We start from the raw sequence: 22440 nt of genomic DNA, 5'->3' as shown, positions 1-22440 counted from the left end.
GGTCAGACCTCCATAATCTCCTTCTCTTTGGCGGCCATAATCTGATCGACTTCCTTAATGTACTTATCCGTCAGCTTCTGGATCTCGTCCTGCGCCCGCTTGGACTCGTCCTCGGAGACCGCCTTTTCCTTCTCCATCTTCTTAATCTGGTCGTTCGCGTCCCGGCGGATGTTGCGGATGGCCACCCGCTGCTCCTCGGTCCGCTTGCCGACGACCTTCACCATCTCCCGGCGCCGTTCCTCGGTCATGGGCGGGATGTTGAGGCGGATCACCTGACCGTCATTGGTGGGGTTCAGACCCAGATCGGAGGTGTTGATCGCTTTCTCGATTGCCTTGATCAGGGAGCGGTCCCAGGGCTTGATGACCAGCGTTCGGGGGTCGGGCACCTCGATCGTCGCGACGTTGTTCACCGGAACGGCCGAGCCGTACGCATCCACGCGCACCTTGTCGAGCAGCGCAGGCGTGGCGCGGTTGGCCCGCATGCCGGCCAGATCCTGGCGAAACACCTCGACCGCTTTCTTCATGCGCTCCTCTGCATCCCTAATGATTTCCTTGGTCACTGGTTATTCCCCCCTGACGTAGGTTTGACCAACGTCCTCACCGAGGACGACTTTCACGATGTAGTCAGGACCCATCATGTCGAAGACGACGATCGGAATGCGGTTATCCATGCAGAGCGCCGTGGCCGTGGCGTCCATAACCTGAAGATTCTTCGCCAGAACCTCCTGATAGGTTACTTCGTCGTACTTGACCGCATGCCTGTTGGTGCGGGGGTCGGAGTCATAGACGCCCTGCACCCCCTGCTTGCCCATCAGGATCGCCTCGGCCTCGATCTCGGCCGCCCGCAGGGCGGCGGTGGTGTCGGTGGTGAAGTACGGATTGCCCGTGCCGGCGGCGAAGATGACCACCCGCCCCTTCTCGAGGTGCCGGATCGCCCGGCGCCGGATGAAGGGCTCCGCGACCTGGCGCATCTCCACGGCGCTCATGACCCGGGTATCCACCCTGAGCTTCTCAATCGCGTCCTGCAGGGCGAGGGAGTTCATGACGGTCGCCAGCATCCCCATGTAATCGGCGGAAGCACGGTCCATGCCCATCTGCTGTCCCAGGCGGCCCCGCCAGAAGTTCCCGGCGCCGACGACGATGGCGATCTCCACGCCCATGTCGTGTACCGCCTTGATCTGCCGCGCCAGGGCGGCCAGCACCTGCGGGTCAAGGCCGAACCCGTTGGGTCCGGCGAGCGCCTCGCCGCTGAGTTTCAGGACCACCCTGCGGTACTTCGGTGTCTGCATCCTCAGGCCTCCAGTTCGCTGCCGGCCGCGTCGGGCCGGTCAAAAACCGTTTCTACGTCTTACAAAGCGTTTCCTCCAGCAACTGCCGTAATTCCTGGAGAACACGCCCTGTTGCTCAGAAGGCGGGAGGCCGCTTACGCCTCCCGCCTCATCCAGGCTTACTTCAGACCGGCCTGACGCATGACCTCTTCGCTGAAATCGTCCTGCCGCTTCTCGATGCCCTCGCCCTTCTCGTAGCGGACGAAGCGCTTCACGGTGATCTCGCCGCCGACCTTCTCGGCGACCTCCTTCACCAGCTGGCCGACGGTCTTCTTGGCTTCCTTCACCCACTCCTGCTCCAGCAGGCAGACTTCCTGGTAGAACTTGTTCAGGCGGCCGGCGACCATCTTCTCCGCGATCTCGGGCTTCTTGCCCTCGTTGATGGCCTGGGCCTTCAGAATCTCCTTCTCGTGCTCGATCACTTCAGCCGGCACGTCCTCGCGCTTCACGTACTGCGCCTTCATCGAGGCGATCTGCAGCGCCAACTCGTGGCAGAGCGACTCCACCTCGGGGTTCTGCGCCAGCTCCGGGGTCGAGGTCTCCAGTTCGATGAGCACGCCCACCCGGCCCTCGCCGTGGATGTACGCGTGCACCCGGCCCGCGTCGGCCACCTCGTAGCGGGCGAAGCGGCGCACCTGGATGTTCTCGCCGATCTTGGCGACGGCCTCCTTCACGGTGTCGCCCAGGGTCTCCTGCAGCGCCTCCATCGACGCCGGCCTGGTCTTCAGGATGACCTCCGCCACGTGGTTGCAGAGGTTGATAAACTGCTCGCCCTTGGCCACGAAGTCGGTCTCGCAGTTCAGCTCGACCAGCACGCCGTGGCGGGCCCCGTCCTCCACGATGGCGTGGACCCGGCCGTCGGCGGCCACGCGGCCGGCCTTCTTCGCGGCAGAAGCCAGGCCCTTCTCCCGGAGCAGGTCCACGGCCTTGTCCAGGTCACCACCGGTCTCCACCAGCGCCTTCTTGCAGTCCATCATGCCGGCTCCGGTCCGGGCCCGCAGCTCTGCAACCATTTTTGCGGTAATCTCGGCCATGTTCAAAATACCCCCTGTTGGTTAGGTGCCCACCTCAGTGGAAAGGCGATCCCCAGTTTTTGGTTCGGACGGTCATGCTTGAACGGGGGAAGCGGGCGGTCTGCACCCTCCCCCCGTGCATCGGCCTCCTATATCGCCAGAAGAGCGGGGCTCCGAGGCGTCGATCCCATCAATAGGGATAGGCTTCCTCGAGTCCGCCCCGCTCATGCTCCCGCGCTGTTACTCCACCTCGTCCTCGGCGTCGGCGTCGGCCTCGACATCCTCGGCCGCTTCGACGTCGTCGGCAGCCTCCGCCTCGTCCTCGTCGGCCATGACGGAAGCGTCCGCGCCCTGGCGGCCCTCGATCACGGCGTCTGCGATCTTGCTGGTCAGCAGCTTCACCGCGCGGATGGCATCGTCGTTGCCCGGAATGACGTAGTCGATCTCATCCGGGTCGCAGTTGGTGTCGACGATCGCGACGATCGGAATCCCCAGCTTGCGCAGCTCGGCCACCGCGATGCGCTCCCTGCGGGGATCGATGACGAAAGCCATGTCGGGCAGGCTCTTCATGCCCTTGATGCCGCCCAGGTTCTTCTCCAGCTTCTCCTTCTCGTGCTGGAGCTGCGCCTGCTCCTTCTTGGTCAGCTTGCTCCAGTACTCGGTGCTCTCGATCTCCTCCAGCTCGTTCAGGCGGGCGATGCGCTTCTTGATCGTCTGGAAGTTGGTCAGCATGCCGCCCAGCCAGCGCTGGTTGACGTAGAACATGCCGCAGCGCTCAGCCTCTTCCCGCACCGCGTCCTGGGCCTGCTTCTTGGTGCCGATGAAGAGGATCTTGCCGCCGTCCGCAGCCATCTGGCGCACGGCGTTGTAGGCCACCTCGACCATGCGCACGGTCTTCTGGAGATCGATGATGTAGATGCCGTTCCGTTCGGTGAAGATGTACTCCTTCATCTTCGGGTTCCACCGGCGGGTCTGGTGACCGAAGTGGACACCCGCCTCGAGGAGCTGCTTCATCGTGATCACAGACACGTCAAGACTCACCTCCGCAGATTTTGGGACCTCCGTCCGCCTCATCCCGCTGCGGAACTGCCAGAGCAGCATCCCCGCAGCCGTCCGCGAACGTGTGTAGTCACACACACCAGACGATATCTTAGCACAAACAGGGGGCGCTGGCAAAGGGTTTTCGGCACTTAAAGGCCGCGGTCAGAGACCGTACCAGGCCTTGATCTGCTCCGGCGTCGCGCCCCGGGCCACCATGGCCGCCAGGCTGCGCAGGAGCACCACCGCATCCGGCGCGTACCGCGCCTCACCCAGCGGACCGCGCCGGGTGAGGCACTTCAGCTGCGCGGGAAACCGCTCGCGAAACCACCTGAGCTGTGCCGGGCTCAGGCCCGCCTGCTCCAGGAGCTGCCGCTCCGTCAACCACTGCACCCGCCATCCACTCCCGCACACGGTTTCAACCCTACAAACGCAGGCGCGGGCAGGCGGGTTCACCGGATCTCGAGCCGAACCGGCACCGCGACCCCCGGCGCCACCTGCACGTTAAACTGCTGCCCCGCCAGGGCCGAAGGCAGCCGTTCCCGGGCCAGTTCGCCGGCCCGGCGGCCGATGCGGTCCGTGAGGCCCTGAACGTGCGCGCCGTCCCCCGCCGCCTCCAGCGCGGCCTGCACCGCCTGCGCGACCGCCTCTTCCACCTGTTCCCGCACCGGCTGGGGCAGTTCGACCGTGAGCCCCGCCACCTCCACGCGCAGATCGGCGAGCTGCCCGCGGGCCGCCTCCTGCGCCCGCGCCGGCCACTCTGCCCGCGCCTCCAGCAAAGCTGCCGGCAGCTCCCGCCGCACAGCCGCCTCCACCTCTGCCGCCACGCGGTCGGCCAGCGGCTCCGCCGCCACCGCCACCGTAATCCCGGCGCGCGTCAGGTAGCCCAGCCACATCGCCAGCGCGGCGACCACGGAGCCGGCGCCGACCAGCAGCCCGCGCCAGAACTGCCCAGCCTGCCTGTCCGCCCCGGACACAACGCTCCCCATCCCGCATTCCTCCCCTGCCTGAGACCGGCCGCCACACATACAGGAGGCCCCGGCCACCCCAATGGGTATGCCGGGGCCTCCTGCGGACATGCCTCATACCTTCACATCCAGCCGGCCCGTGCCCGGCTGCGGATCACCCCGTTCGGCAAGGGTCTGCCGCTGGCGGCGACGCCTGCCCTCTCCGCCCGACCCCTGCGTGGCCTGGCCGCCGGACCGCCGCCCATCCGGGGTGACCAGCGGCTGTTCCACTTCCGTGCGCCGCCGCACCTGTTTCTGGCTGCGTTCACCCTCCTGCTGCACCTGGGCGCCCAGCACCTGCTGAAAGGCATGCGGAAACTGCTCGCTCTGATGCACCGCACGCCCCGCCTCCGCAAGCCGCGGCAGCATCGTCAGCGAATCAATGGGTCTCACCGCCATCGTCAGACACCTCCCAACGCCGCGGCCGCTTCACATCCGCGAGGCCGGGTCCGTCGCCTTACCAGGCCGGAATCAGGGTGATCTCTCCGTCCTCACCGATGACGAAGCAGCTGTTGGTCGACTGGTCCACCACCACATGCCGCTCTGCGCCGATGGTAATGCGCACACCCGGGTAGACCGCCTCGTAGCCCTTTATGCACGCGCCCGGCTCCGGCTGCAGCTGCGCCTGCAGTGCGGCCATCCGGGCCGAAAGCTGCTGCCGCTCCGCGCCGGTCAGGCGCCGGCTCTTCTCGGCGAACTCCCGCGAGATGCCCGCCGTCTGCGCCGCGCCGGACGAGGTCAGGTAGGTCGCCGTCCGCGTGGCGTGGCCGAAGCGGTCCTCCACCCGCGAAAGCTGCTCGCGGATGTGCTCGAGCTCGGCGCGCACGGCGGGGGGCACGCCCACCTGCAGGTCCGTGGGCGCTCCCATCGCCGAGCCGAGGGTCTGAGCGCTGATCTCCCGGCGGGCACGGATCCGCCCGCCGACGATGGAGCCCCGCCCCCCGGTGACGGTCACGCTGTCGGCCGACACCTGGGAGCCCAGAATGCCATCGGACACCACGACGTCGCCCCCGGCTTCCACCTCGGCCAACTCGATGAACCGGCAGCGCACCTTGCCGCCGGCCTTGACCCGGCCCCGGCCGCCGCCGACGATGCCGTAGCGCACCAGGACGTCGCCGCCGGCTTCCACGGTGCCGCCCATGATGCCGCCGTGCACCTCGACATTCTGGCCGGCCTTCACGCTGAAGCCCTGGGTCACGTCGCCCTGCACGACGACCGTGCCGACGAAGTCGATGTTGCCCGAGCCGTAGCCGACATCGCCGGGCACCGTGAAGATCGGGGAGACCGTGACCTCGCCGCTGTGCGAGATGGACGCGTGGCCCTCCACCGTGGCGATGACCGACTGGCCGTCTGGCGAGAGGCGGGTTCCGGGGCCCGCCCGCAGGCGGACCTCCCGCCCGTCGCGGGCCCTCACGGGCCGGCCGTAGACGTCCGTGCCCGGCTCGCCGCGCGTCGGCGGCTTCTTCGTCGCCAGCACGGTGTCCTTGGTCACGTTGCGCACGAGGTTCAGGTCGAAGAAGTCCGCCCGGCCGTCCTTGGTGAGGCGCGGATACCCGGCGGGCGTCTGCAGAAGCTCGTGGTGGATGATGGCGCCGTCCTCACCGTCCACGGGGCGGCGGCCCTCGGCCACCACGATGCCCTCACGGGCCATGGGGAACCCCTTTTCCGCCATCTCCACCAGCCGGTCGATCGCCTCGTGGTCGATACCGAACACGATCTTGTGCCTGGCCAGTTCCTCCAGCACCTGCTCACGGGTGATGTGCCGGCCGCCGGGCTCCGGAGGCACGATCCTGGCCTCCACCGACATGGCGCCCGGGGCTACCGTCAGCACCAGCTCCGCGTCGCGCGGCGCAGGCCGGTCGGCGTCCATGCTCTCCTGCGGTTCGCGCACGCCTCCATCACCCCCATCACTCCAGACCCATCCGCCTCCGCCGCCGATGCTCGGCGAAGATGAACCGGACGATCTGCTCCCGGTCCCGCTCCTCAATCTGCGTGAACCGCACCCCCATCCTCGGTTCTACGGGATCGCCCGAACCCGGGACCACCGCGACAGGAACGTGCCGCACCACTTCCACCTCGGCGGGAATCATTTTATCCGGCAGGTGAATGACCATGTCCAGCCGCGTGCCCAGCGGATACAGTTCACCGGTGACGATCTGCGCCCCGCCACCGCTGATGTTCACCGTGCGCCCAGGCAGAAGCTCCGGTTGCTCCACTCCGTCTTCACCGGCTCGTTTGCGGCCGCTGGGGCTATATTCAATGGGTAGGCTCACGTCGATCCGGAAATAGCTGCGCAGTTGCTGCCGGCGGATCTCGCCGGGTTCCGGCTTCGTCAGGACCAAAGTCGGCGTTTCCTCCTCCACGCGCTGCAGGACCTGGGCGGGGAAGCCCACGCGCTCGCCATCGTGAAGGTACTCCACCACCACCTCGTCCCCGGGCATCAGGGGTATCAAGGCAGAGCCAAACATCGGGTGTGCCACCCGAATGGTTGAGTCCTCCAGTGCCTCCAAATATGTCGAGTATCGGCCCTTCCACCATCCAGTGGGGATATAAATCGTCAGTCGCTGGTTGATCGTCGGTAGACGCACCGGCCCTGCCCTCCTCGAACTGCGATAGAACTATTCAACGGGCTCACGGCTGCCAAGCAGCGGCGAGTGGCAGGCGCGTTTGAACTCGACCACCTTCTGAATGACCTCGTCCACGCTCTCCTGAACGATCAGCTTGTGACCGGTGGTCAGTGTGACAACCGTGTCGGGTGTTGCCTCCACAGTCTCGATCAGGTCTGCATTGACCACGAACTCCCCACCCTGTGACCTGAACCGCCGCAGCTTGATCACACCGCTTCGCCCTCCTCACCCTTCAGACGGTTCTGTGATGCTTGCCACCGCGTAACAGTTCGTCCCTGGTTGCGCTTTTCCCTCCTGAATGATAAGGGTGGCGAAAAAACCCCACGCGATCGACGCGTGGGGCTTCCGCTGCCGGCGTTGCCAGGGTTGCCGCGCTTCCCGATCAGCTCCGGAGCTTGCGCAACTCTTCCAGCAGCCGGTCGTTCAGCACCTTGATATGGGTGCCCTTCATGCCGAGCGACCGCGACTCGATGACCCCGGCCGACTCGAACTTCCGCAGGGCGTTGACGATGACCGAGCGGGTGATGCCCACGCGATCGGCGATCTTGGAGGCGACCAGCAGCCCCTCCGTGCCGTCCAGTTCGTCAAAGATGTGCTGCACCGCCTCCAGCTCGGAGTACGAGAGCGTGGCCAGCGCGATCTGCACGGCGGCCTTCTTCCGGGCCTCCTCCTCCAGCTCGCCGGCATGCGCCCGCAGGATCTCGACGCCGGCGACCGTGGCGGCCAGCTCACCCAGGATCAGATCCTCATCGGTGAAGCTCTCGTTGCTCACCAGCACCAGGGTGCCCAGGCGCTCGCCGCCGCCGTTGACGGGCACCATGGTCACCAGGCCGCCCCGCATCCTGACCTCCTCGCCCTCCCGCAGGACGGTGAGGTCGCCCTGCTCGGCGTTGGCCGTGGTCTCGTCCACCTTCATCAGGGCGCTGTTGTATTCCTCAGTGAACGTGATGTTCTGGTACTGCTCGGCGTCGCCGGTGGTCAGCCCGAGTCCGAGAATCTTCCCCTTCCGGGAAGCGACGTATACATCGGCCCCGAGCAGGTCGGCCAGAACACCGGCCAACTCATTGAAGTTCACCTGGGTACCTGCGCTCTTCTGAAGCAGGCGATTGATTCGACGGGTCTTCTCCAGCAGTGTCTTCATGGAAATCTGCCTCCATTTCAGTCTTTCGTATGTGATGAGCTGTGCTGCGGCCCTGCGTACCCCCGACGGCCACAGCGACGGCCCTCCCCTCGGCGTACACTGATGCACCAATTACTCAGGCTCTTCGCTAATGATACCCATCTACTCCGCTAGTTCAATCGCCTCCACGCTGAGAATGTCGCAATAAGTGTAACTGGGCGCGGGGCCGGTGCCAACCGGCACGCCCAAACGTGCTTCGTCTTCATCGCTCGTCCGGCGGCGGGGCCCGCCGCTGCCGCGGGTGCGCCCGCAGGTACTCGGCGCGCAGCCGCTGCGTGGTCACGTGGGTGTAGATCTGCGTAGTAGACAGGCTGGCATGGCCCAGCATCTCCTGCACCGCCCGCAGATCTGCGCCGTGATTGAGCATGTGGGTCGCAAAGGTGTGGCGGATCTTGTGCGGGCTGATCTGCCGGCTCAGGGCCAGCTGGCTGATGTACCGGTCCACCAGACGGCGCACAGAGCGGTCGCTCAGCCTGCCGCCCAGCTTGTTCAGGAAAAGCGGCTGCTGCGCTTCGGGAAGCGACTGCTCTTCCGCCGGCGCCCGGGAGCGCAGCACGGGCCATCCTTCCTTCAGGTACTGGCCCAGGGCCTGAAGCGCCTCGCTGCCCACCGGCACCGCGCGCTCCTTCCGCCCCTTCCCCAGGACGATCACCCAGCCCTCACTGTAGTCGATGTCGCCCCGGTTCAGAGCCACCAGCTCGCCCACCCGCAGGCCTGTGGCGTACAGCAGTTCCAGCAAGGCCCGGTCACGCAGCCCCAGCGGCGTACCGGTGTCAGGCTGTGATAACAGCCCCCCGATCTCTTCCTCGTCCAGGAAGACGGGGAGCCGCCGCTCCAGTTTAGGGGTGTGCACACCTGCAACTGGGTTGGTCGCGACTAGATCAGACAGCACAAGGTACTTGAAGAACGAGCGGAGACAGGACAGCTTGCGGGCGATGGTCCGCCTGCTGAACTCCTGACGCTGCAGGAAGGCGAGGTACGAGCGGATGGTGAGGTGGGTGACCGAGCGAAGCTCGTCCAGGCCCACCTGCCGCTGCGCCTCCTCCTGCACCGCGCTGAAATCATGCTTGCGGGTCCGGCCCGATTCCCGCCCGCCCACGACGGGCGCAGACGTGCCCCCGCTGCCCAGCCAGGCGTAGAACTGCGCAAGATCGAGTCGGTAACTGCGCAGGGTGTGCGGGGAAGCCGAGTTCTCCACAGCGAGGCTGGCGAGGAAACCGGCGACTTCCGGACCGAGGTTGTCCCCCTTCGACTGGGCAGTCACCGCCTCCACCCCCTGCTGTGCACTTTGTTAACACGGCTTACCCAACCGGTCTTTATCCTAGCATAGAGTGTGCCCCGAAGGCAAGACCACAATTCAGAAAATATCCCTATCCGCCCACAATTTCCGCTCTCCGGTTTTCGCACACTAGGCGTCCCTTGCTCTTTATTTCACGAGCTAGCACATGCAATCCAGTATTTTCCGCAAAGATGACAGTTTGGTTACATTCGTTCAGGTCTGCCACCACTTGGGGGATGAACGGCGGAAAAGGTCCGCCGCATCGCCCTCCTCAGGCGAGCAGATCAATGCCCAGCTGCTGCGGCGCCCAATCGGAGAGCGCCTTCAGCGCGCGCTCCGAAAGCGCCCGCTTGCGCGCCCGCTTGTCCCTGATCTTGGGCCCTTCCAGCGGGGGCATCAGCCCGAACGCGATGTTCATGGGCTGAAAGTGGTCGGGGTCGGCATGGGTGATGTAGTGCAGCAGGGAACCGATGGCCGTCTCCTGCGGGAAGACGACCGGCTCCTGCCCCAGCGCCCGGCGCGCGGCGTTGATGCCGGCCACCAGTCCGCCGGCTGCGGACTCCACGTACCCCTCCACCCCGGTCATCTGACCGGCGAAGAAGAGGCCGGCGCGCTGCCGCGACTCGCCCGTGGGATGGAGGAGCCGCGGGGACTTCATGAAGGTGTTCCGGTGGATGACCCCGAACCGCTCGAACTCCGCATCCTCGAGCCCGGGAATCATGCGGAAGACCCGCTTTTGCTCGCCCCACTTCAGGCTGGTCTGAAAGCCCACCAGGTTGTAGAGCGTTCCGGCGGCGTTGTCCTGCCGGAGCTGCACGACGGCCCAAGGGCGCCGCCCCGTGCGGGGGTCGATGAGGCCGACCGGCTTCATCGGGCCGTAGCGGAGGGCATCCGGCCCGCGGCGGGCAAGCTCCTCCACCGGCAGGCAGCCCTCGAAGAAGCAGACCTGCTCATCCTCCGGGTTGTGGGGGATAGCCTTCTCCGCCGTCACCAGGGCATGGTAGAACGCCTCGTACTCCTCCCTGGTGAACGGGCAGTTCAGGTAGTCATCGCTGTCGCCCTTGCCGTAGCGGCTGGCGCGGAACACCTTGTCCATGTTGACGGTTTCGATGTTGACGATGGGCGCAGCCGCATCGTAGAAGGCAAGCGATTCCTCTCCGGTGAAACGGCGGATCGCCTCGGCCAGGGGCGCGGACGTCAGCGGCCCGGAGGCGATGACCACGATGCCGCCCTCGGGAATCGCGCGCACCTCTTCCCGCACCACCGCGATGTTGGGATGCGCGGTCAGGGCGGCCGTCACGCCCGCGGCGAACTCCTCGCGGCTCACCGCCAGCGCGCCGCCCGCCGGCACGGCGTTCTTCAGGGCCTCCCGCATGATCAGGCTGCCCAGCCGCCGCATCTCCTCCTTCAGCAGCCCGACGGCGTTCTCCAGGCTCGCCCCGCGCAGCGAGTTGGAACAGACCAGTTCCGCAAACAGCCCCGTACGGTGCACGGCCGTGGAAACCTGGGGGCGCATCTCGTACAGGGTCACCTTCACGCCGCGCTCCGCGGCCTGCCAGGCCGCCTCCGACCCGGCCAGGCCGGCGCCAATGACGGTCACGTGGGGCTGATCCACTCAGGCATGCACCTCTTCCATACCCTCCACCGACTCCGCGTACCCGCACTCCGGCTGCTTGCAGACGTGGCTCAGGCCCAGCTCCTTCACCCGCTTCTCCACCAGGTACGGCGCGCCGCACTCCGGGCAGGGCCGGTTGACGGGCTTCTCCCACGACACGAAGTTGCAGTCGGGGTAGTTGGTGCACCCGTAGAAGCGCCTGCCGCCCTTCTTGGACTTGCGCTCCACGATGCGGCCCGTGCCGCAGGCGGGGCACCTGACGCCGGTCTCCTCCAGGATCGGCTTGGTCGACCGGCACTCGGGAAAGCCGGGGCAGGCCAGGAACTTGCCGAACCGGCCGTACTTTACGACCATCATGCGCCCGCACTTCTCGCAGGGCACGTCGGAGACCTCATCCTCCAGTTCGAAACCGCCGACCTTCTCCTCGGCCTGCTTCAGCGTCTCCTCGAAGGGGCCGTAAAACCGGCTGATCAGCTCGCGCCAGTTTGCCTGCCCCTCCTCCACCGCGTCCAGCTTATCCTCCAGGTGCGCGGTGAACTCAACGTCGATGATGTCGGGGAAGTACTCCTTCAGGATGTCTGTCACCAATATGCCCAGTTCCGTCGGATGGAATCGCTTCTCCCGCTTTTCGACGTATCCGCGGGTCTGGATCGTTCCAATAATGGGCGCATAGGTGGACGGCCGGCCGATGCCCCGCTCTTCCAGGGCCTTGACCAGCATCGCCTCCGAGTACCGGGGCGGCGGCTGGGTGAAGTGCTGCCGCGACTCCAGCGCCTGCAGGGTGACCCACTGGCCCTCCGCAAGCTCCGGCAGCAGGCCGCCGTTCTCCTCCCGCTGGCCCTCCTCGTCCTCTCCTTCAATGTAGACCTTCATGAAACCCGGAAAGCGGATGCTCTGCCCGCTGGCCCGGAACACGTGCTCCCCGGCCGCGAGGTCCACCGACACCGTGTCGAGCACGGCAGGGGCCATCTGGCTGGCGACGAACCGCTCCCAGATCAGCCGGTACAGCCGGTACTGATCCGGCGTGAGGTAGGGCTTCACCGACTCCGGCGTGCGGTTCACATCGGTGGGGCGGATGGCCTCGTGGGCCCCCTGCTCCCCGGCGCGCCGCTCGGCCTCACGCCGCTGCTCGGGGCGGTACTCCTTGCCGTAGGTCCTTTCAATGAACTCCCCGGCGGCGAGCGCGGCCTCGTCGGCGATGCGGGTGGAGTCGGTGCGGATGTAGGTCACCAGACCCGTATGGCCCGCCTCGCCCAGCGAGAGCCCCTCGTAGAGCTGCTGGGCGACGGCCATCGTCCGCCGCACGGTGAACCCCAGCTTGCGGGCGGCCTCCTGCTGCAGGCTGGAAGTGGTGAAGGGGAACGCGGGGTTGCGCCTCTTCTCGCGCCGCTTCACGCTGCGCACCTGAATCGCAATGCCGGCCGCGGAGAGGTCGAAGACCTCCGCAGTCGGGCTGCTCACCGTCCCGTCCCCGCTCACCCCGGAGGCCGCGGGGGAACCTCCGGCCACGGCGCCGATCACTTCCTGAACCTGCTCCCGCGCCTTCAGTTCGGTCTTGCGGTCGTTCACACCCCAGTACTTGGCCGTGAACGGCTGCCCGGAGTCGGCCTTCACCCGGGCGGCCAGGGACCAGTACTCCTCCGGGACGAACGCCTGAATCTCCCGCTCGCGGTCGACGATCAGCCGCACGGCCACAGACTGCACCCGTCCCGCGGAGAGGCCCCGCCGCACCTTGCGCCAGAGCAGCGGGCTCAGCTTGTACCCCACCAACCGGTCGAGCACGCGGCGAGCCTGCTGGGCCTCCACGCGGGCGAGGTCGATGGGCCGGGGCTGCTTGATGGCCCGCTGAATCGCGTCCTTGGTGATCTCGTGAAACTCGATGCGCAGGGGCTCATCCAGCGGCAGCTTCAGCACGTGGGCCAGGTGCCACGAGATGGCCTCGCCTTCCCGGTCGGGGTCAGTGGCCAGGTAGACCCGCTCAGCCTTCCGCGCGCTGTCGCGCAGCTCCTTCAGGATTTCACCCTTGCCGCGAATCGTGATGTATTTAGGTTCGAAGTTATTCTCCACCGAGACCCCCAGCTGGCTCTTGGGCAGGTCGCGCACGTGGCCCATTGAGGCCTTCACGGTATACTTCCGCCCGAGAAACTTCTCGATCGTCTTGGCTTTCGCCGGGGACTCGACGATGATTAGGCTCTTGGACAACCAGTCCACACCCCCGTGTGACATGCCGCGAGACAACGCTCGTGCTCCTTAGACTATTCCTTCCGCTAGTGGTCTATCCAATACGAATGTATTGCCCATCGGGCAGCCGCCGAACCGCGCTGCGAATCTCCAGCATCGTCAGGCACGCCTGCACCTCGGGCACCGAGAGACCGCTGGTCTCCGCCAGATCGCCCGGCCACCAGGGCGCGCTGCCCATCCAGCCCAGCACCCGCTGCTCCAGCTCTGTGAGCCCGCGGGGCGTAAAGTGCAGCGGTCCTTCCGCCGCGGGAAGGAAGCCCATGTCCTCCAGGACCTGGGCGGCGTTCACCGCCAGTCCCGCGCCGTCCCGCACGAACCTGTACAGGCCCCGCGACAGCGGGCTGGTGATGGGCCCCGGCACCACGAACAGGTCCCGGTCCTGCTCTGTGGCGTGCGCAGCCGTGATCAGGGTGCCCGATCTCTCCCCGGCCTCCACCAGGATCACCCCGTGGCTGAGCCCGCTGATGATCCGGTTGCGCTCCGGAAAGTTCTCGGGACGCGGGGCGGTGCCGGGTGGCTGCTCCGAGAGGATTGCGCCCGATTCCCGCATCTTCCGATACAGGGCCGCCGACTCCTGAGGATAACAGACATCGGCGCCGCCGCCAAGTACGGCGACCGTGGTTCCCCCCGCACTGAGCGCCCCGCGGTGCGCGGCCGTGTCGATGCCCCGGGCCATGCCGCTCACGACAACCGCCCCCAGCTGGGCGAGCTCGCGGCCCAGCTGCTCCGCCACGGCCAGGCCGTACGCGGTGGGACGGCGCGTGCCGACGACGGCCACCACCGGGCGCCCGTCCCCGTCGCCGGGCTCCCACGGCCCATACTGGTAAAGCACCGGCGGCGGCAGCGGAATCTCCGCCAGCCGCCGGGGATACCCCTGGGTCCCATAGCAGAGTACGCGGAGGCCGGCGCGACGGGCACGCTCCAGCTCCCTCTCGGCCTCCCGGCGCACTTCCGCGCTCTTCCGCACCGCCAGCAGGGCCTGCACGGTCTCCGGCCTGAACCCCCGCACGGCGGCCAGTTCGGCCGCCCCCAGCCGCCACGCCTCCTCAGGATTGGGATATGTCCGCATCAGCTCGGCCATGCGCCGCCGGCCCACGCCCGGGGCGCGCTGGTAAATCAGCCAGACCAGAGCGCTCTCCATGCCGCTCTCCCCCACACTGCCGGCTGACGGGTGGCTGCCGGCCTACTCTCCGTGCCTGTCACACGAAAAGCCCGGCTGCACGGCTACCGGGCCCGCTGCGGCAGTTCCTGTGCCCCCAGTACGAGAAGCAGGACCTGGGCCAGCCCCTTAGCGAGCGGGGGAGTATAGATGTACTCGTCCAGTCGGTGTCCGTTTCCCCCCAGGGTCACGCCCACCGTGACGGCCGGGATCCCCATCGACAGCGGCACGTTGCCGTCCGTGGACGAGGGGTAGCTGCGGGTCTGCAGCCCCAGCTCCCTGTGGACCCGCCGGACCAGGTTGCAGAGGGGGTGGGCGTCGGGAATCGACCCGGTGGGCCGGTCGCCCAGAAGCTCCAAGACGGCTCTCACGCCGCTCTCCCGCTCCTCCGACCGCACGATGCGCAGCACCCGCTGCTCCAGCCGGACCAGCTCGCTCCGGTCCAGCGACCTGAGGTCGATGAGCGCCTCGGCCCGTGCGGCGATGGTGTTGACGGAGGTTCCGCCGGAGATGACGCCGACGTTGTACGTCGTCTTGGGGTAGTGCGGCACCCGCAGCTCGCTGATGCGGGCGATGATCCGCCCGAGGCTGTGGATCGCGCTGGGCGCGCCGAATGCGCCCCACGAGTGGCCGCCGCTGGTGGTCACCACCAGCCGGAAGCGGCGGCTGCCCACCCCTTCCCGGACCATCCCGCCCAGGCTGCCGTCCAGGGCGATCACGTAGTCGATCTCGTCCTTCAGCGCATCGACGACGGCCTGCATGCCCTCCAGGTTCCCGAGCCCTTCCTCGCCGCAGGTGGCGGCGAAGATCACGTCGCCCGCCGGGCGAACCTCGTGCTTCACCAGCAGGCGGGCCGCGTGGAGCATCGTCGCCACGCTCGACGAGTTGTCACCCACGCCGGGGGCACGGAGGATATCGCCGTCCCGGCGCACCGTCACGTCGGTGCCCGCCGGGAATACCGTGTCGAGGTGCGCCGCAATGAGGAGGTTGGGCCCGGTGCCGTTCCCGGGGAGCCGGCCGACTACGTTGCCGACCGAGTCCCGGCGGACCTCGGTGAGGCCGACCTCCCGCATCCGCCGCTCGACGTAAGCAGCTCGCTCTGCTTCTTGAAACGTTGGGGCCGGAATCTCGCAGACGGAGATGACCTCCCGCACGAGTTCCGGGAGTGCAAGTTCTGCTTCAGCAACGAGGCGGTGGGCAGTCGGGTGCCCCAGGATCATGCGACATCGCCCCTTTTGCGGTTCAATCTCCGATTATAGCTGACGATCCAACGTTTGGAAAGAGCGTTACAGTCTCCTCAGTCCACCCGCTTGCGAAGCAGAACCTCCCACTCGCTCTCCCCGGCCTGCCGGACAGCGAGCACCTCATCGCCGTACAGCGCCGCGCTCCGGGGAACGTTGCGGGAGGCGGGTTCGTAATCGAGCCGCACCAGCAGGACTTCGCCGATGCGCATCTCCTCCAGGGCAATCTTGGTCTTGGCGAAGGTGACCGGGCAGACGTCTCCGCGCAGATCGATGACTCGGTCCGGCTGCGGCAGGGCGACTGAGCCAGATGACGACATATCGTTCTCCCTCCTGGTACGTTGAGACCCGGTCCATGGAGCGGGGAGGCCGACGGTGCCTGCCTCCCCGACCGGTTTCCCCTATTCTTCGCCTCCTCCGGCACCGCCCCCTGCCAGGTCGGCCTGGGGATCGATCGTGCCCTCGTCCGACTTGGTCCGCGCCGCGTGCGCCTTGTCGATGCTCGTCAGGTTGTTGGGCAGGGTCTGCATGGGGTTCTCCCGCCGCCGCTCCGCCATGGCTTCCAGCCGCGCGGCGTCCTGCCGCCAGCCCGTGCCCCGCCGGTCGGCCATGGGTCCCTCGTGAACCGTGTAGCCGTTCTGTTTTGCCAATCTGTTCCCTCCCTGTGCACAGGTTGACCGCCGACCGCGGTCAGCCCTTAGCATGTGCAGGATGGGCCGCCGCCACCATGCCGCGGCATGCCCTCAACACCACGCCAGTGTGCCGCGATGGGCCGTCAAGACCACGCCGGCATGGCGCGATGCGCCCTCACGCCCACCGCTTGACCGGCTCCGAGCCGACCCCGCGGTACTGCAGCGCCTCCGCCAGGTGGCGGACCAGAATCGCGTCCGATCCGTCGAGGTCCGCCAGGGTGCGGGCGACGCGCAGGACGCGGTCGTGGCCCCGCAGGGTCAGGCCGAACCGGTCGATCGCTTCCCGCATCAGGCTTTCGCCGCCCGGCGGGATGCGGCAGAAGCGCCGGATCAGGGCAGGACCCATCTCGGCGTTGCTGCTCAGCCCGAAAGGGGCCAGGCGGCGCCGCTGCCGCTCCCGCGCCTGCAGCACACGCTCGGCCACCGCAGCCGAGGACTCGCCGGCCGTCGACGCCTGGTACTCCGAATAGGTTACCGGCTGCAGGTAAAGCTGCAGGTCGAACCGGTCGCGCAGGGGGCCCGAGAGCCGGCTGCGGTAGAGGTGCACGGCCGACGCGGTGCAGGTGCACGGGTGCAGGGGATCGCCCAGGTACCCGCAGGGGCAGGGGTTGGCCGCGGCCACGAGGGTCGGCCGCGCCGGGAAGGTCAGGTGGCTGTGGGCCCGCGCGAGCCGCACCACGCCGTCTTCCAGCGGCTGCCGCAGCGCCTCCAGCACATCGCGCCGGAACTCGGGCATCTCGTCCAGGAACAGCACGCCGCGGTGGGCCAGCGTGATCTCGCCCGGCTTCAGCGGGTTGCCCCCGCCCAGCAGCGCAGCCCGGGAGGTGGAGTGATGCGGCGCCCGGAAGGGCCGCCTGCGGATCAGCCCGCTGCCCGCCAGCTCGCCGGCCACGCTGTAGATGCGGCTGACCTCCAGCGACTCGGCGTCATCCAGGGGCGGCATGATCGTGGGAAGGCAGCGGGCCAGGAGGCTCTTGCCGGCGCCTGGTGGGCCCACCATCAGCACGTTGTGGCCCCCGGCTGCCGCCACCTCCAGGGCGCGGCGGGCGACGAGCTGCCCGCGCACCAGGGCCAGGTCGACATCGGCGGCGGAGGCGGCCTCCGCGGGCCGGACCGGATCGGGCGCCTCCAGCCGCCGCTCACCCCGCAGGTGTGCGATCAGGTCCGCCAGATGCGGCGCCGCCAGAACGTTCGTGCCGGCGGAGCAGGCTGCGGCCTCGCGGGCGCTCTCGGCGGGCAGGACCAGGCGGCGTCCACCCTCCGCCGCCAGGGCCATGGCCAGGGCGCCGCGCACCGGGCGCAGGCCGCCGTCCAGGGCGAGCTCACCGGCCACGGCGATCTCCTCCAGGGCCGCAGAGTCGAAAGCCCCCGCCGCCGCCAGCACCCCGAGGGCGATGGCCAGGTCAAAACCGGCACCCTCCTTGCGGGTGTGCGCCGGCGCGAGGTTCACCGTGATCCGCTGCAGGGGGAATGGCCACCCGCCGTTGCGTATGGCGGCCCGCACCCGCTCCCTGGCCTCCCGCACCGACGCGTCGGGCAGCCCGACGATGTCGAAGGAGGGAATGCCCGGGCTGACATCGACCTCCACCGCCACCGGCAAGGCCTCGATCCCCTGAAGGGCAAAGCTCCACACCCGCACAAACACCGAACGCACCCCCGCCAACAGATGTTCGCCCGGACACGCTTCATCATGCCACGGTTTCTCTGTTTTGTCAATAAGTTCCTTTCTCACGGTCATTCTTCACGCGCTGCGCCGTCGCGGGGGCACGGGATGCCTTATGTAAACATATCCTGTTACCGGGCCGGCGCGGCCTCAGTCCGGCGGCACAGGAGGGTGGCCGATGGCGTTCGAAGTCGAGCAAGTAGTCGGTTCCGGCAGCGTGCAGCAGCTGCTCTGCCAGACGATCAACCTGAACGTTCCCGTCGAGGAGATCAAGCAGATCAGCAAGACGGTCATCGTAGACAACTGCATGGTCGTGTTCGATAAGGTGATCGTGGACGGCCGGCTGCGCAAGGACATTATGTTTAAGCAAGCCGGAACAGGCTTCCCTATTCCGGGATCCGTTCGGGGCTGCACAGGCATCACCGCCACCGCCAGCGGGCCCATTCAGGATGTCGACGTTGAGATCAGCTTCAACGCCCTGATTCCCGTGCCCGGCGCGCAGCCGGGTGACAAGTGCGTCGTGCTGCATGCCTTCGTCGAGGGCGAGAAGGAAGAACCGGCCAACATCCAGGCCAACGGCACCTTCACAGCGCTGGTCGACAAGTCCATTGTCTTCCTGTGCGTCAAGGTCGTGCGCGATGTGGTCACCGATTCGATGGGCGGCGGCGGCGTGGTCACGGGGACCGGCAGCGGGGCCGGCGTCGTCATCGACGGCAATAACAACAACCGCACCGGGATCTGCCCGCCGCGCAGGTCCACCGGCTTCTTCCTGGGCGGCGGCAACAATCCCACCATCCCGCGGGCACGCCCGGGCCTGCTGCCGGGCACCTGGATCGGCCCGACGCTCATCTTCCCCGGGGTCCTCAACCCCGGCATCCCCACCACCATCCCGCCGACCAACCGCATCGTCAGCGGGCAGGGGACGCAGGTGCAGGTGACCGGAACCGCCGAGGTCGAGGGCGGGGTCTCCGACATCTCCACTTTCGGCGGCACGGTCATCTCCTGACGCGCGTGCGGAGCCGTCCCGGTCATCCACCGGAACGGCTCCGCTCACGCTGTGAACGCACCCTTGATCAAACGGCAGCGCAGGCGCCCGTCGGGCCCGGGCTCCACCGACACCACATCGAAGCGGCAGGGCGGCGGCTCGCCGCCCAGGCGCGCCAGATAGAGCGACGCCAGCCGGATCAGCCGCCGCTGCTTCGCAACGGTCACCGCCTCGCCCGGCGACCCGAACCCGCGACCCCGCCGGGTCTTCACCTCCACAAAGACCAGCACGCCCCCATCCCGGGCGACCAGATCGATCTCGCCCGCGCGGAAGCGCACATTGCGCGCGATGATGCGGTACCCCAGTGACCTGAGGAACTCCGCGGCTGCCTGCTCGCCTGCCTCGCCGATGCGGCGGTTCACCTAGCCCTCCGTGAACAGCAGCGCCGCGCCTGCCGGCGTGCCGTCAGAGGGCTTCCGGTGAATCGGGCAGGGGCCGTACCGCTCCAGCGCCAGCCGGTGCTCAGCGGTGCCGTAGCCCTTGTGCTGGGCAAAGCCGTAGGCGGGATACTTTGCGTCCATCTCCACCATGTACTCGTCACGCACCACCTTGGCCACCACCGCCGCCGCCGCGATGGAGCAGGAGAGCGTGTCTCCGCCCACCACGGGCACCTGCGGCTGCGTGACGCCCGGCAGATGCACGCCGTCGATGAGCAGGTAATCCGGCGTGACGGGCAGGTCGTTGACCGCCTTCATGAAGGCCTTGTAGGTGGCCACCACCACGCTGGCCTCGTCGAGGCCTTCGGGCTGCACCAGGCCGACCCCCACCGCCACAGCCACCTCGCGGATGCGCTTGTAGAGCTCCATCCGCCTCCGGCCGGAAAGGCGCTTCGCCTCCTCAATGCCGGGCAGCTCCACCTCCCCGGGAAGGATGACGGCGGCCGCCACCACGGGTCCGGCCAGCGGCCCCCGGCCCACCTCATCCAGCCCTGCGACGTGGCGGTAGCCCATGGACCAGAGCTGCCGCTCATAGCTGTACATCCGCTGGAGCACAGCGCGCTGCCGCTCCCGCTCCTTCAGGTAGGTCTGACACTGCCGTACCAGCCGTTGGGCACCCTCGCGGGGATCGTCCTGCAGCGCTGCAATGACCTCAGGGTAAATGTCGGGTCCCTGCTCTGCGATCAGTGCTTGTAGGCGCTTCAAGCTCATCCGCTTCAGGATGATTCGTCTCACCTGTACACCCCCACCCTCTTTAGAGGCCAGGTTGCGGTCCCGCCTGATCCACACCCTTTAGGCCTTCAGCACAGTTAAGCCGTGCATGTGAATTCGGCGGTCTGTGAGAAAAATCCTCCTGTAGGCATAAAGAGCAGTGGGGATTTCATCATATACACACAATAGTGTCAGTGAGCAGGGTCATTGGTCCGTGGCGGGTCCTCGGGCCACTGCAGCGTCACACGCCCGAGGCGCCCCTCCCGGAACTCGCGCAACACCAGCTGGGCCGCCGCATCCAGGTCGACCTGGTCGCCCGCGCGCAGGAGCCCCCGGAAGCGGCCGATCGCCTCCAGGTTCACGATGGTTTCCGGATCCAGGCGGGTCAGCCCGTAGCGCTCCGCGATCGCGGGTCCCAGCGGCTCCCAGACGAGCGCGAGCAGGTGGCCCGCCACCTCCCGCTGGTCGAAGACCTCGTCCTTGATCGCCCCGGTGGCTGCCAGCAAGATGCCGTCCCGCTGGTCCTCGAACTTGGGGACGAGGATCCCCGGCATGTCCAGCAGTTCCACATCCGCGCCGATGCGGACCCACTGCTTCCCGCGGGTCACCCCGGGGCGGTCGCCCACCGGCGCCCGCCGGGCTCCGGCCAGCCGGTTGATCGCCGACGACTTGCCCACGTTGGGGATGCCGACCGCCATGACCCGCGCCGGCCTGGGCTTGCGGCCCTTCGCCGTCCAGGCCCGCAGCACGGGTGCGAAGGCGCGCCGGATCGCGGCCAGCACCTCCCTGGCGCCGGCCCCCTTCACCGCGTCCAACGCGACGGCAGGCCGGCCCGGCTCGTTCAGCCGCTGCACCCACGCGCGGGTCGCATCGGGATCGGCCAGGTCGGCCTTGTTGAGGATGAGCACCTGCGGCTTGTGCGCCACCAGGGCCATCAGGTCCGGGTTCCGGCTGGCCAGCGGGCACCGGGCGTCGACGATCTCCAGCACCACGTCCACCAGCGGCGCGTTCTCCCGCAGGATGCGGCGGGCCTTCGCCATGTGGCCCGGAAACCACTGAATCACCGGCACGGCGCTCCCTCCCTTACCAGCGCCCTTCGGGTGCCGGTGGGGCGAGGGCGCTGATCTCGGTAAGCGGCCAGATGCGCGCGACGGCCAGGCCCCGGATGTGGCTGAGCGGAACCTCGCCGAAATAGCGGCTGTCCTCGCTGTTGGACCGGTTGTCGCCGAGCACGAAGACCGAGTCCGGCGGGACCACCCGCGGGCCGTAGTCTCCGGCGCTCAGCCGCACCGTGGGAACCTCGGGAAACGGGGCACCGTTTACATACACCTCGCCGCCGCGCATCTCCACGGTATCCCCGGCCACAGCCACGACCCGCTTTATGAAATCGCGCTCAGGCTGACGCGGGTACTTGAAGACGATGATGTCGCCAGGCTGGGGCTCCCGCACGACCTTGTAGACGAACTTGTTCACCAGGACGCGCTCCCGATCGTACAGGGTGTTGGTCATCGAGCTTCCTGAGACCTGGTACACCTCCACGACGAAGGTGCGAATCAGGAACGCGAAGATCAGGGCCAGGACCAGGGTCTCCAACACCTCGCGCAGGGGCGACTTCCGCTTGACGGCCGGTCTCTCATCCGAGACGTCTGCCATCCAGCCTCTCCTCCCCGCTCCACTCCGATGTCCCGGCGCGGGCCTCTTCCCCGCAGCCGGTTTCCGGGGCATAGTGCAACGCTCCGCTCAACCCGGCAAGGGAGTCGAGCGGAGCGACCAGATACCGAACTCGATGTTAGGCATTCTCCGGCCGGACGAACCGCCGCTCCCGGATGCGGGCGGCCTTGCCGACCCGTTCCCGCAGGTAGTAGAGCTTGGCCCGCCGGACCACACCGCGGCGCACCACCTCAATCGAGGCCAGCCGCGGGCTGTGCACGGGGAACGTGCGCTCGACGCCGACGCCGTAGGAGACGCGCCGGACCGTGAAGGTCTCGTTGATTCCCGAGCCCTGCCGCTTGATGACCACGCCCTCGAAGGCCTGGATGCGCTCACGGTTGCCCTCCACGACCTTCACGTTCACCCGGACGGTGTCGCCGGGCCGGAAGACGGGAATATCATCGCGCAGGTACTCGCGCTCGATCTCGCGGATAACGTTGGACATGATTTCACC

25 protein-coding genes are annotated in these 22440 nt (G+C 67.6%); 1 reads left to right on the top strand and 24 read right to left on the bottom strand.

All coding sequences use genetic code 11. The annotated features are described in order from the left end of the window. Nucleotides 1-2 precede the first annotated feature (2 nt). The 19 genes from frr to ACZ45O_RS03730 form a co-directional block, all read right to left on the bottom strand. Nucleotides 3-560, bottom strand: coding sequence for a ribosome recycling factor (gene frr / locus ACZ45O_RS03820; protein WP_464855719.1), 558 nt, complete (start codon nt 558-560; stop codon nt 3-5). 3 nt (nt 561-563) lie between these two features. Next, nucleotides 564-1289, bottom strand: coding sequence for a UMP kinase (gene pyrH / locus ACZ45O_RS03815; RefSeq protein ID WP_464855717.1), 726 nt, complete (start codon nt 1287-1289; stop codon nt 564-566). 158 nt (nt 1290-1447) lie between these two features. Then, nucleotides 1448-2362 carry a translation elongation factor Ts gene (gene tsf, locus ACZ45O_RS03810; RefSeq protein ID WP_464855715.1) on the bottom strand — a complete coding sequence of 305 codons (915 nt, stop codon included), beginning with the start codon at nt 2360-2362 and terminating at the stop codon, nt 1448-1450. 219 nt (nt 2363-2581) lie between these two features. Then, entirely contained in the window at nt 2582-3370 is a 789-nt protein-coding gene (gene rpsB, locus ACZ45O_RS03805) for a 30S ribosomal protein S2 (RefSeq protein WP_464855713.1), read from the bottom strand. 174 nt (nt 3371-3544) lie between these two features. Then, on the bottom strand, nt 3545-3772 hold the full coding sequence (locus ACZ45O_RS03800; protein WP_464855711.1) for a MerR family transcriptional regulator: 228 nt from the start codon (nt 3770-3772) through the stop codon (nt 3545-3547). Nucleotides 3773-3831: 59 nt separating this feature from the next. Continuing rightward, nucleotides 3832-4368, bottom strand: a complete 537-nt coding sequence (locus ACZ45O_RS03795) for a hypothetical protein (RefSeq protein ID WP_464855709.1) — start codon at nt 4366-4368, stop codon at nt 3832-3834. Nucleotides 4369-4461: 93 nt separating this feature from the next. Further along, the gene (locus ACZ45O_RS03790; RefSeq protein ID WP_464855707.1) at nt 4462-4785 is read right to left on the bottom strand and encodes a hypothetical protein; all 324 of its coding nucleotides are present in this window, start codon (nt 4783-4785) and stop codon (nt 4462-4464) included. Nucleotides 4786-4843: 58 nt separating this feature from the next. After that, nucleotides 4844-6277 carry a DUF342 domain-containing protein gene (locus tag ACZ45O_RS03785; RefSeq protein ID WP_464855705.1) on the bottom strand — a complete coding sequence of 478 codons (1434 nt, stop codon included), beginning with the start codon at nt 6275-6277 and terminating at the stop codon, nt 4844-4846. Between the two features lie 16 nt (nt 6278-6293). Next, nucleotides 6294-6974 carry a flagellar brake protein gene (locus ACZ45O_RS03780; protein WP_464855704.1) on the bottom strand — a complete coding sequence of 227 codons (681 nt, stop codon included), beginning with the start codon at nt 6972-6974 and terminating at the stop codon, nt 6294-6296. 30 nt (nt 6975-7004) lie between these two features. Next, on the bottom strand, nt 7005-7223 hold the full coding sequence (locus ACZ45O_RS03775) for a flagellar FlbD family protein (RefSeq protein WP_464855702.1): 219 nt from the start codon (nt 7221-7223) through the stop codon (nt 7005-7007). 172 nt (nt 7224-7395) lie between these two features. Continuing rightward, a complete protein-coding gene (gene codY, locus ACZ45O_RS03770) occupies nt 7396-8154 on the bottom strand; it encodes a GTP-sensing pleiotropic transcriptional regulator CodY (protein ID WP_464855700.1) in 759 nt (252 codons plus the stop codon). A gap of 241 nt (nt 8155-8395) precedes the next feature. Further along, the gene (locus ACZ45O_RS03765; protein ID WP_464855698.1) at nt 8396-9457 is read right to left on the bottom strand and encodes a tyrosine recombinase XerC; all 1062 of its coding nucleotides are present in this window, start codon (nt 9455-9457) and stop codon (nt 8396-8398) included. A 286-nt stretch (nt 9458-9743) separates the two neighbouring features. After that, complete coding sequence (trmFO, locus tag ACZ45O_RS03760; RefSeq protein WP_464855696.1) at nt 9744-11087, bottom strand: methylenetetrahydrofolate--tRNA-(uracil(54)-C(5))-methyltransferase (FADH(2)-oxidizing) TrmFO; 1344 nt, start codon at nt 11085-11087, stop codon at nt 9744-9746. Beyond that, nucleotides 11088-13289 carry a type I DNA topoisomerase gene (topA, locus tag ACZ45O_RS03755; protein ID WP_464855694.1) on the bottom strand — a complete coding sequence of 734 codons (2202 nt, stop codon included), beginning with the start codon at nt 13287-13289 and terminating at the stop codon, nt 11088-11090. Between the two features lie 73 nt (nt 13290-13362). Next, complete coding sequence (gene dprA / locus ACZ45O_RS03750) at nt 13363-14469, bottom strand: DNA-processing protein DprA (RefSeq protein ID WP_464855692.1); 1107 nt, start codon at nt 14467-14469, stop codon at nt 13363-13365. 83 nt (nt 14470-14552) lie between these two features. Further along, nucleotides 14553-15641, bottom strand: coding sequence for a M20/M25/M40 family metallo-hydrolase (locus ACZ45O_RS03745; protein ID WP_464855690.1), 1089 nt, complete (start codon nt 15639-15641; stop codon nt 14553-14555). Between the two features lie 143 nt (nt 15642-15784). Then, nucleotides 15785-16048: a sulfurtransferase TusA family protein gene (locus tag ACZ45O_RS03740; protein ID WP_464855688.1), complete on the bottom strand. Its 264-nt coding sequence runs from the start codon at nt 16046-16048 to the stop codon at nt 15785-15787. A gap of 81 nt (nt 16049-16129) precedes the next feature. Then, nucleotides 16130-16378, bottom strand: a complete 249-nt coding sequence (locus ACZ45O_RS03735) for a hypothetical protein (RefSeq protein WP_464855686.1) — start codon at nt 16376-16378, stop codon at nt 16130-16132. Nucleotides 16379-16535: 157 nt separating this feature from the next. Further along, nucleotides 16536-18074, bottom strand: coding sequence for a YifB family Mg chelatase-like AAA ATPase (locus ACZ45O_RS03730; protein ID WP_464855684.1), 1539 nt, complete (start codon nt 18072-18074; stop codon nt 16536-16538). 187 nt (nt 18075-18261) lie between these two features. Between ACZ45O_RS03730 and ACZ45O_RS03725 the strand changes: the two genes are divergently transcribed. After that, entirely contained in the window at nt 18262-19089 is an 828-nt protein-coding gene (locus ACZ45O_RS03725) for a DUF3794 domain-containing protein (RefSeq protein WP_464855682.1), read from the top strand. Between the two features lie 44 nt (nt 19090-19133). On the opposite strand, the gene ACZ45O_RS03720 is transcribed toward ACZ45O_RS03725, so the two are convergent. The 5 genes from ACZ45O_RS03720 to rplS form a co-directional block, all read right to left on the bottom strand. After that, entirely contained in the window at nt 19134-19490 is a 357-nt protein-coding gene (locus ACZ45O_RS03720; RefSeq protein WP_464855680.1) for a YraN family protein, read from the bottom strand. After that, nucleotides 19491-20300, bottom strand: a complete 810-nt coding sequence (locus ACZ45O_RS03715; RefSeq protein ID WP_464855678.1) for a ribonuclease HII — start codon at nt 20298-20300, stop codon at nt 19491-19493. It lies immediately after the preceding gene. A 167-nt stretch (nt 20301-20467) separates the two neighbouring features. Next, on the bottom strand, nt 20468-21346 hold the full coding sequence (gene ylqF, locus ACZ45O_RS03710; protein ID WP_464855676.1) for a ribosome biogenesis GTPase YlqF: 879 nt from the start codon (nt 21344-21346) through the stop codon (nt 20468-20470). 13 nt (nt 21347-21359) lie between these two features. Further along, nucleotides 21360-21929, bottom strand: a complete 570-nt coding sequence (lepB, locus tag ACZ45O_RS03705) for a signal peptidase I (protein WP_464855674.1) — start codon at nt 21927-21929, stop codon at nt 21360-21362. A gap of 136 nt (nt 21930-22065) precedes the next feature. Next, nucleotides 22066-22431, bottom strand: coding sequence for a 50S ribosomal protein L19 (gene rplS / locus ACZ45O_RS03700; RefSeq protein ID WP_464855672.1), 366 nt, complete (start codon nt 22429-22431; stop codon nt 22066-22068). Nucleotides 22432-22440 lie beyond the last annotated feature (9 nt).

The sequence above is a fragment of the Symbiobacterium turbinis genome, from assembly GCF_055383075.1.
Note: the sequence above shows the minus strand (reverse complement) of the source record. Positions and strands in the feature narration are given on the sequence as shown.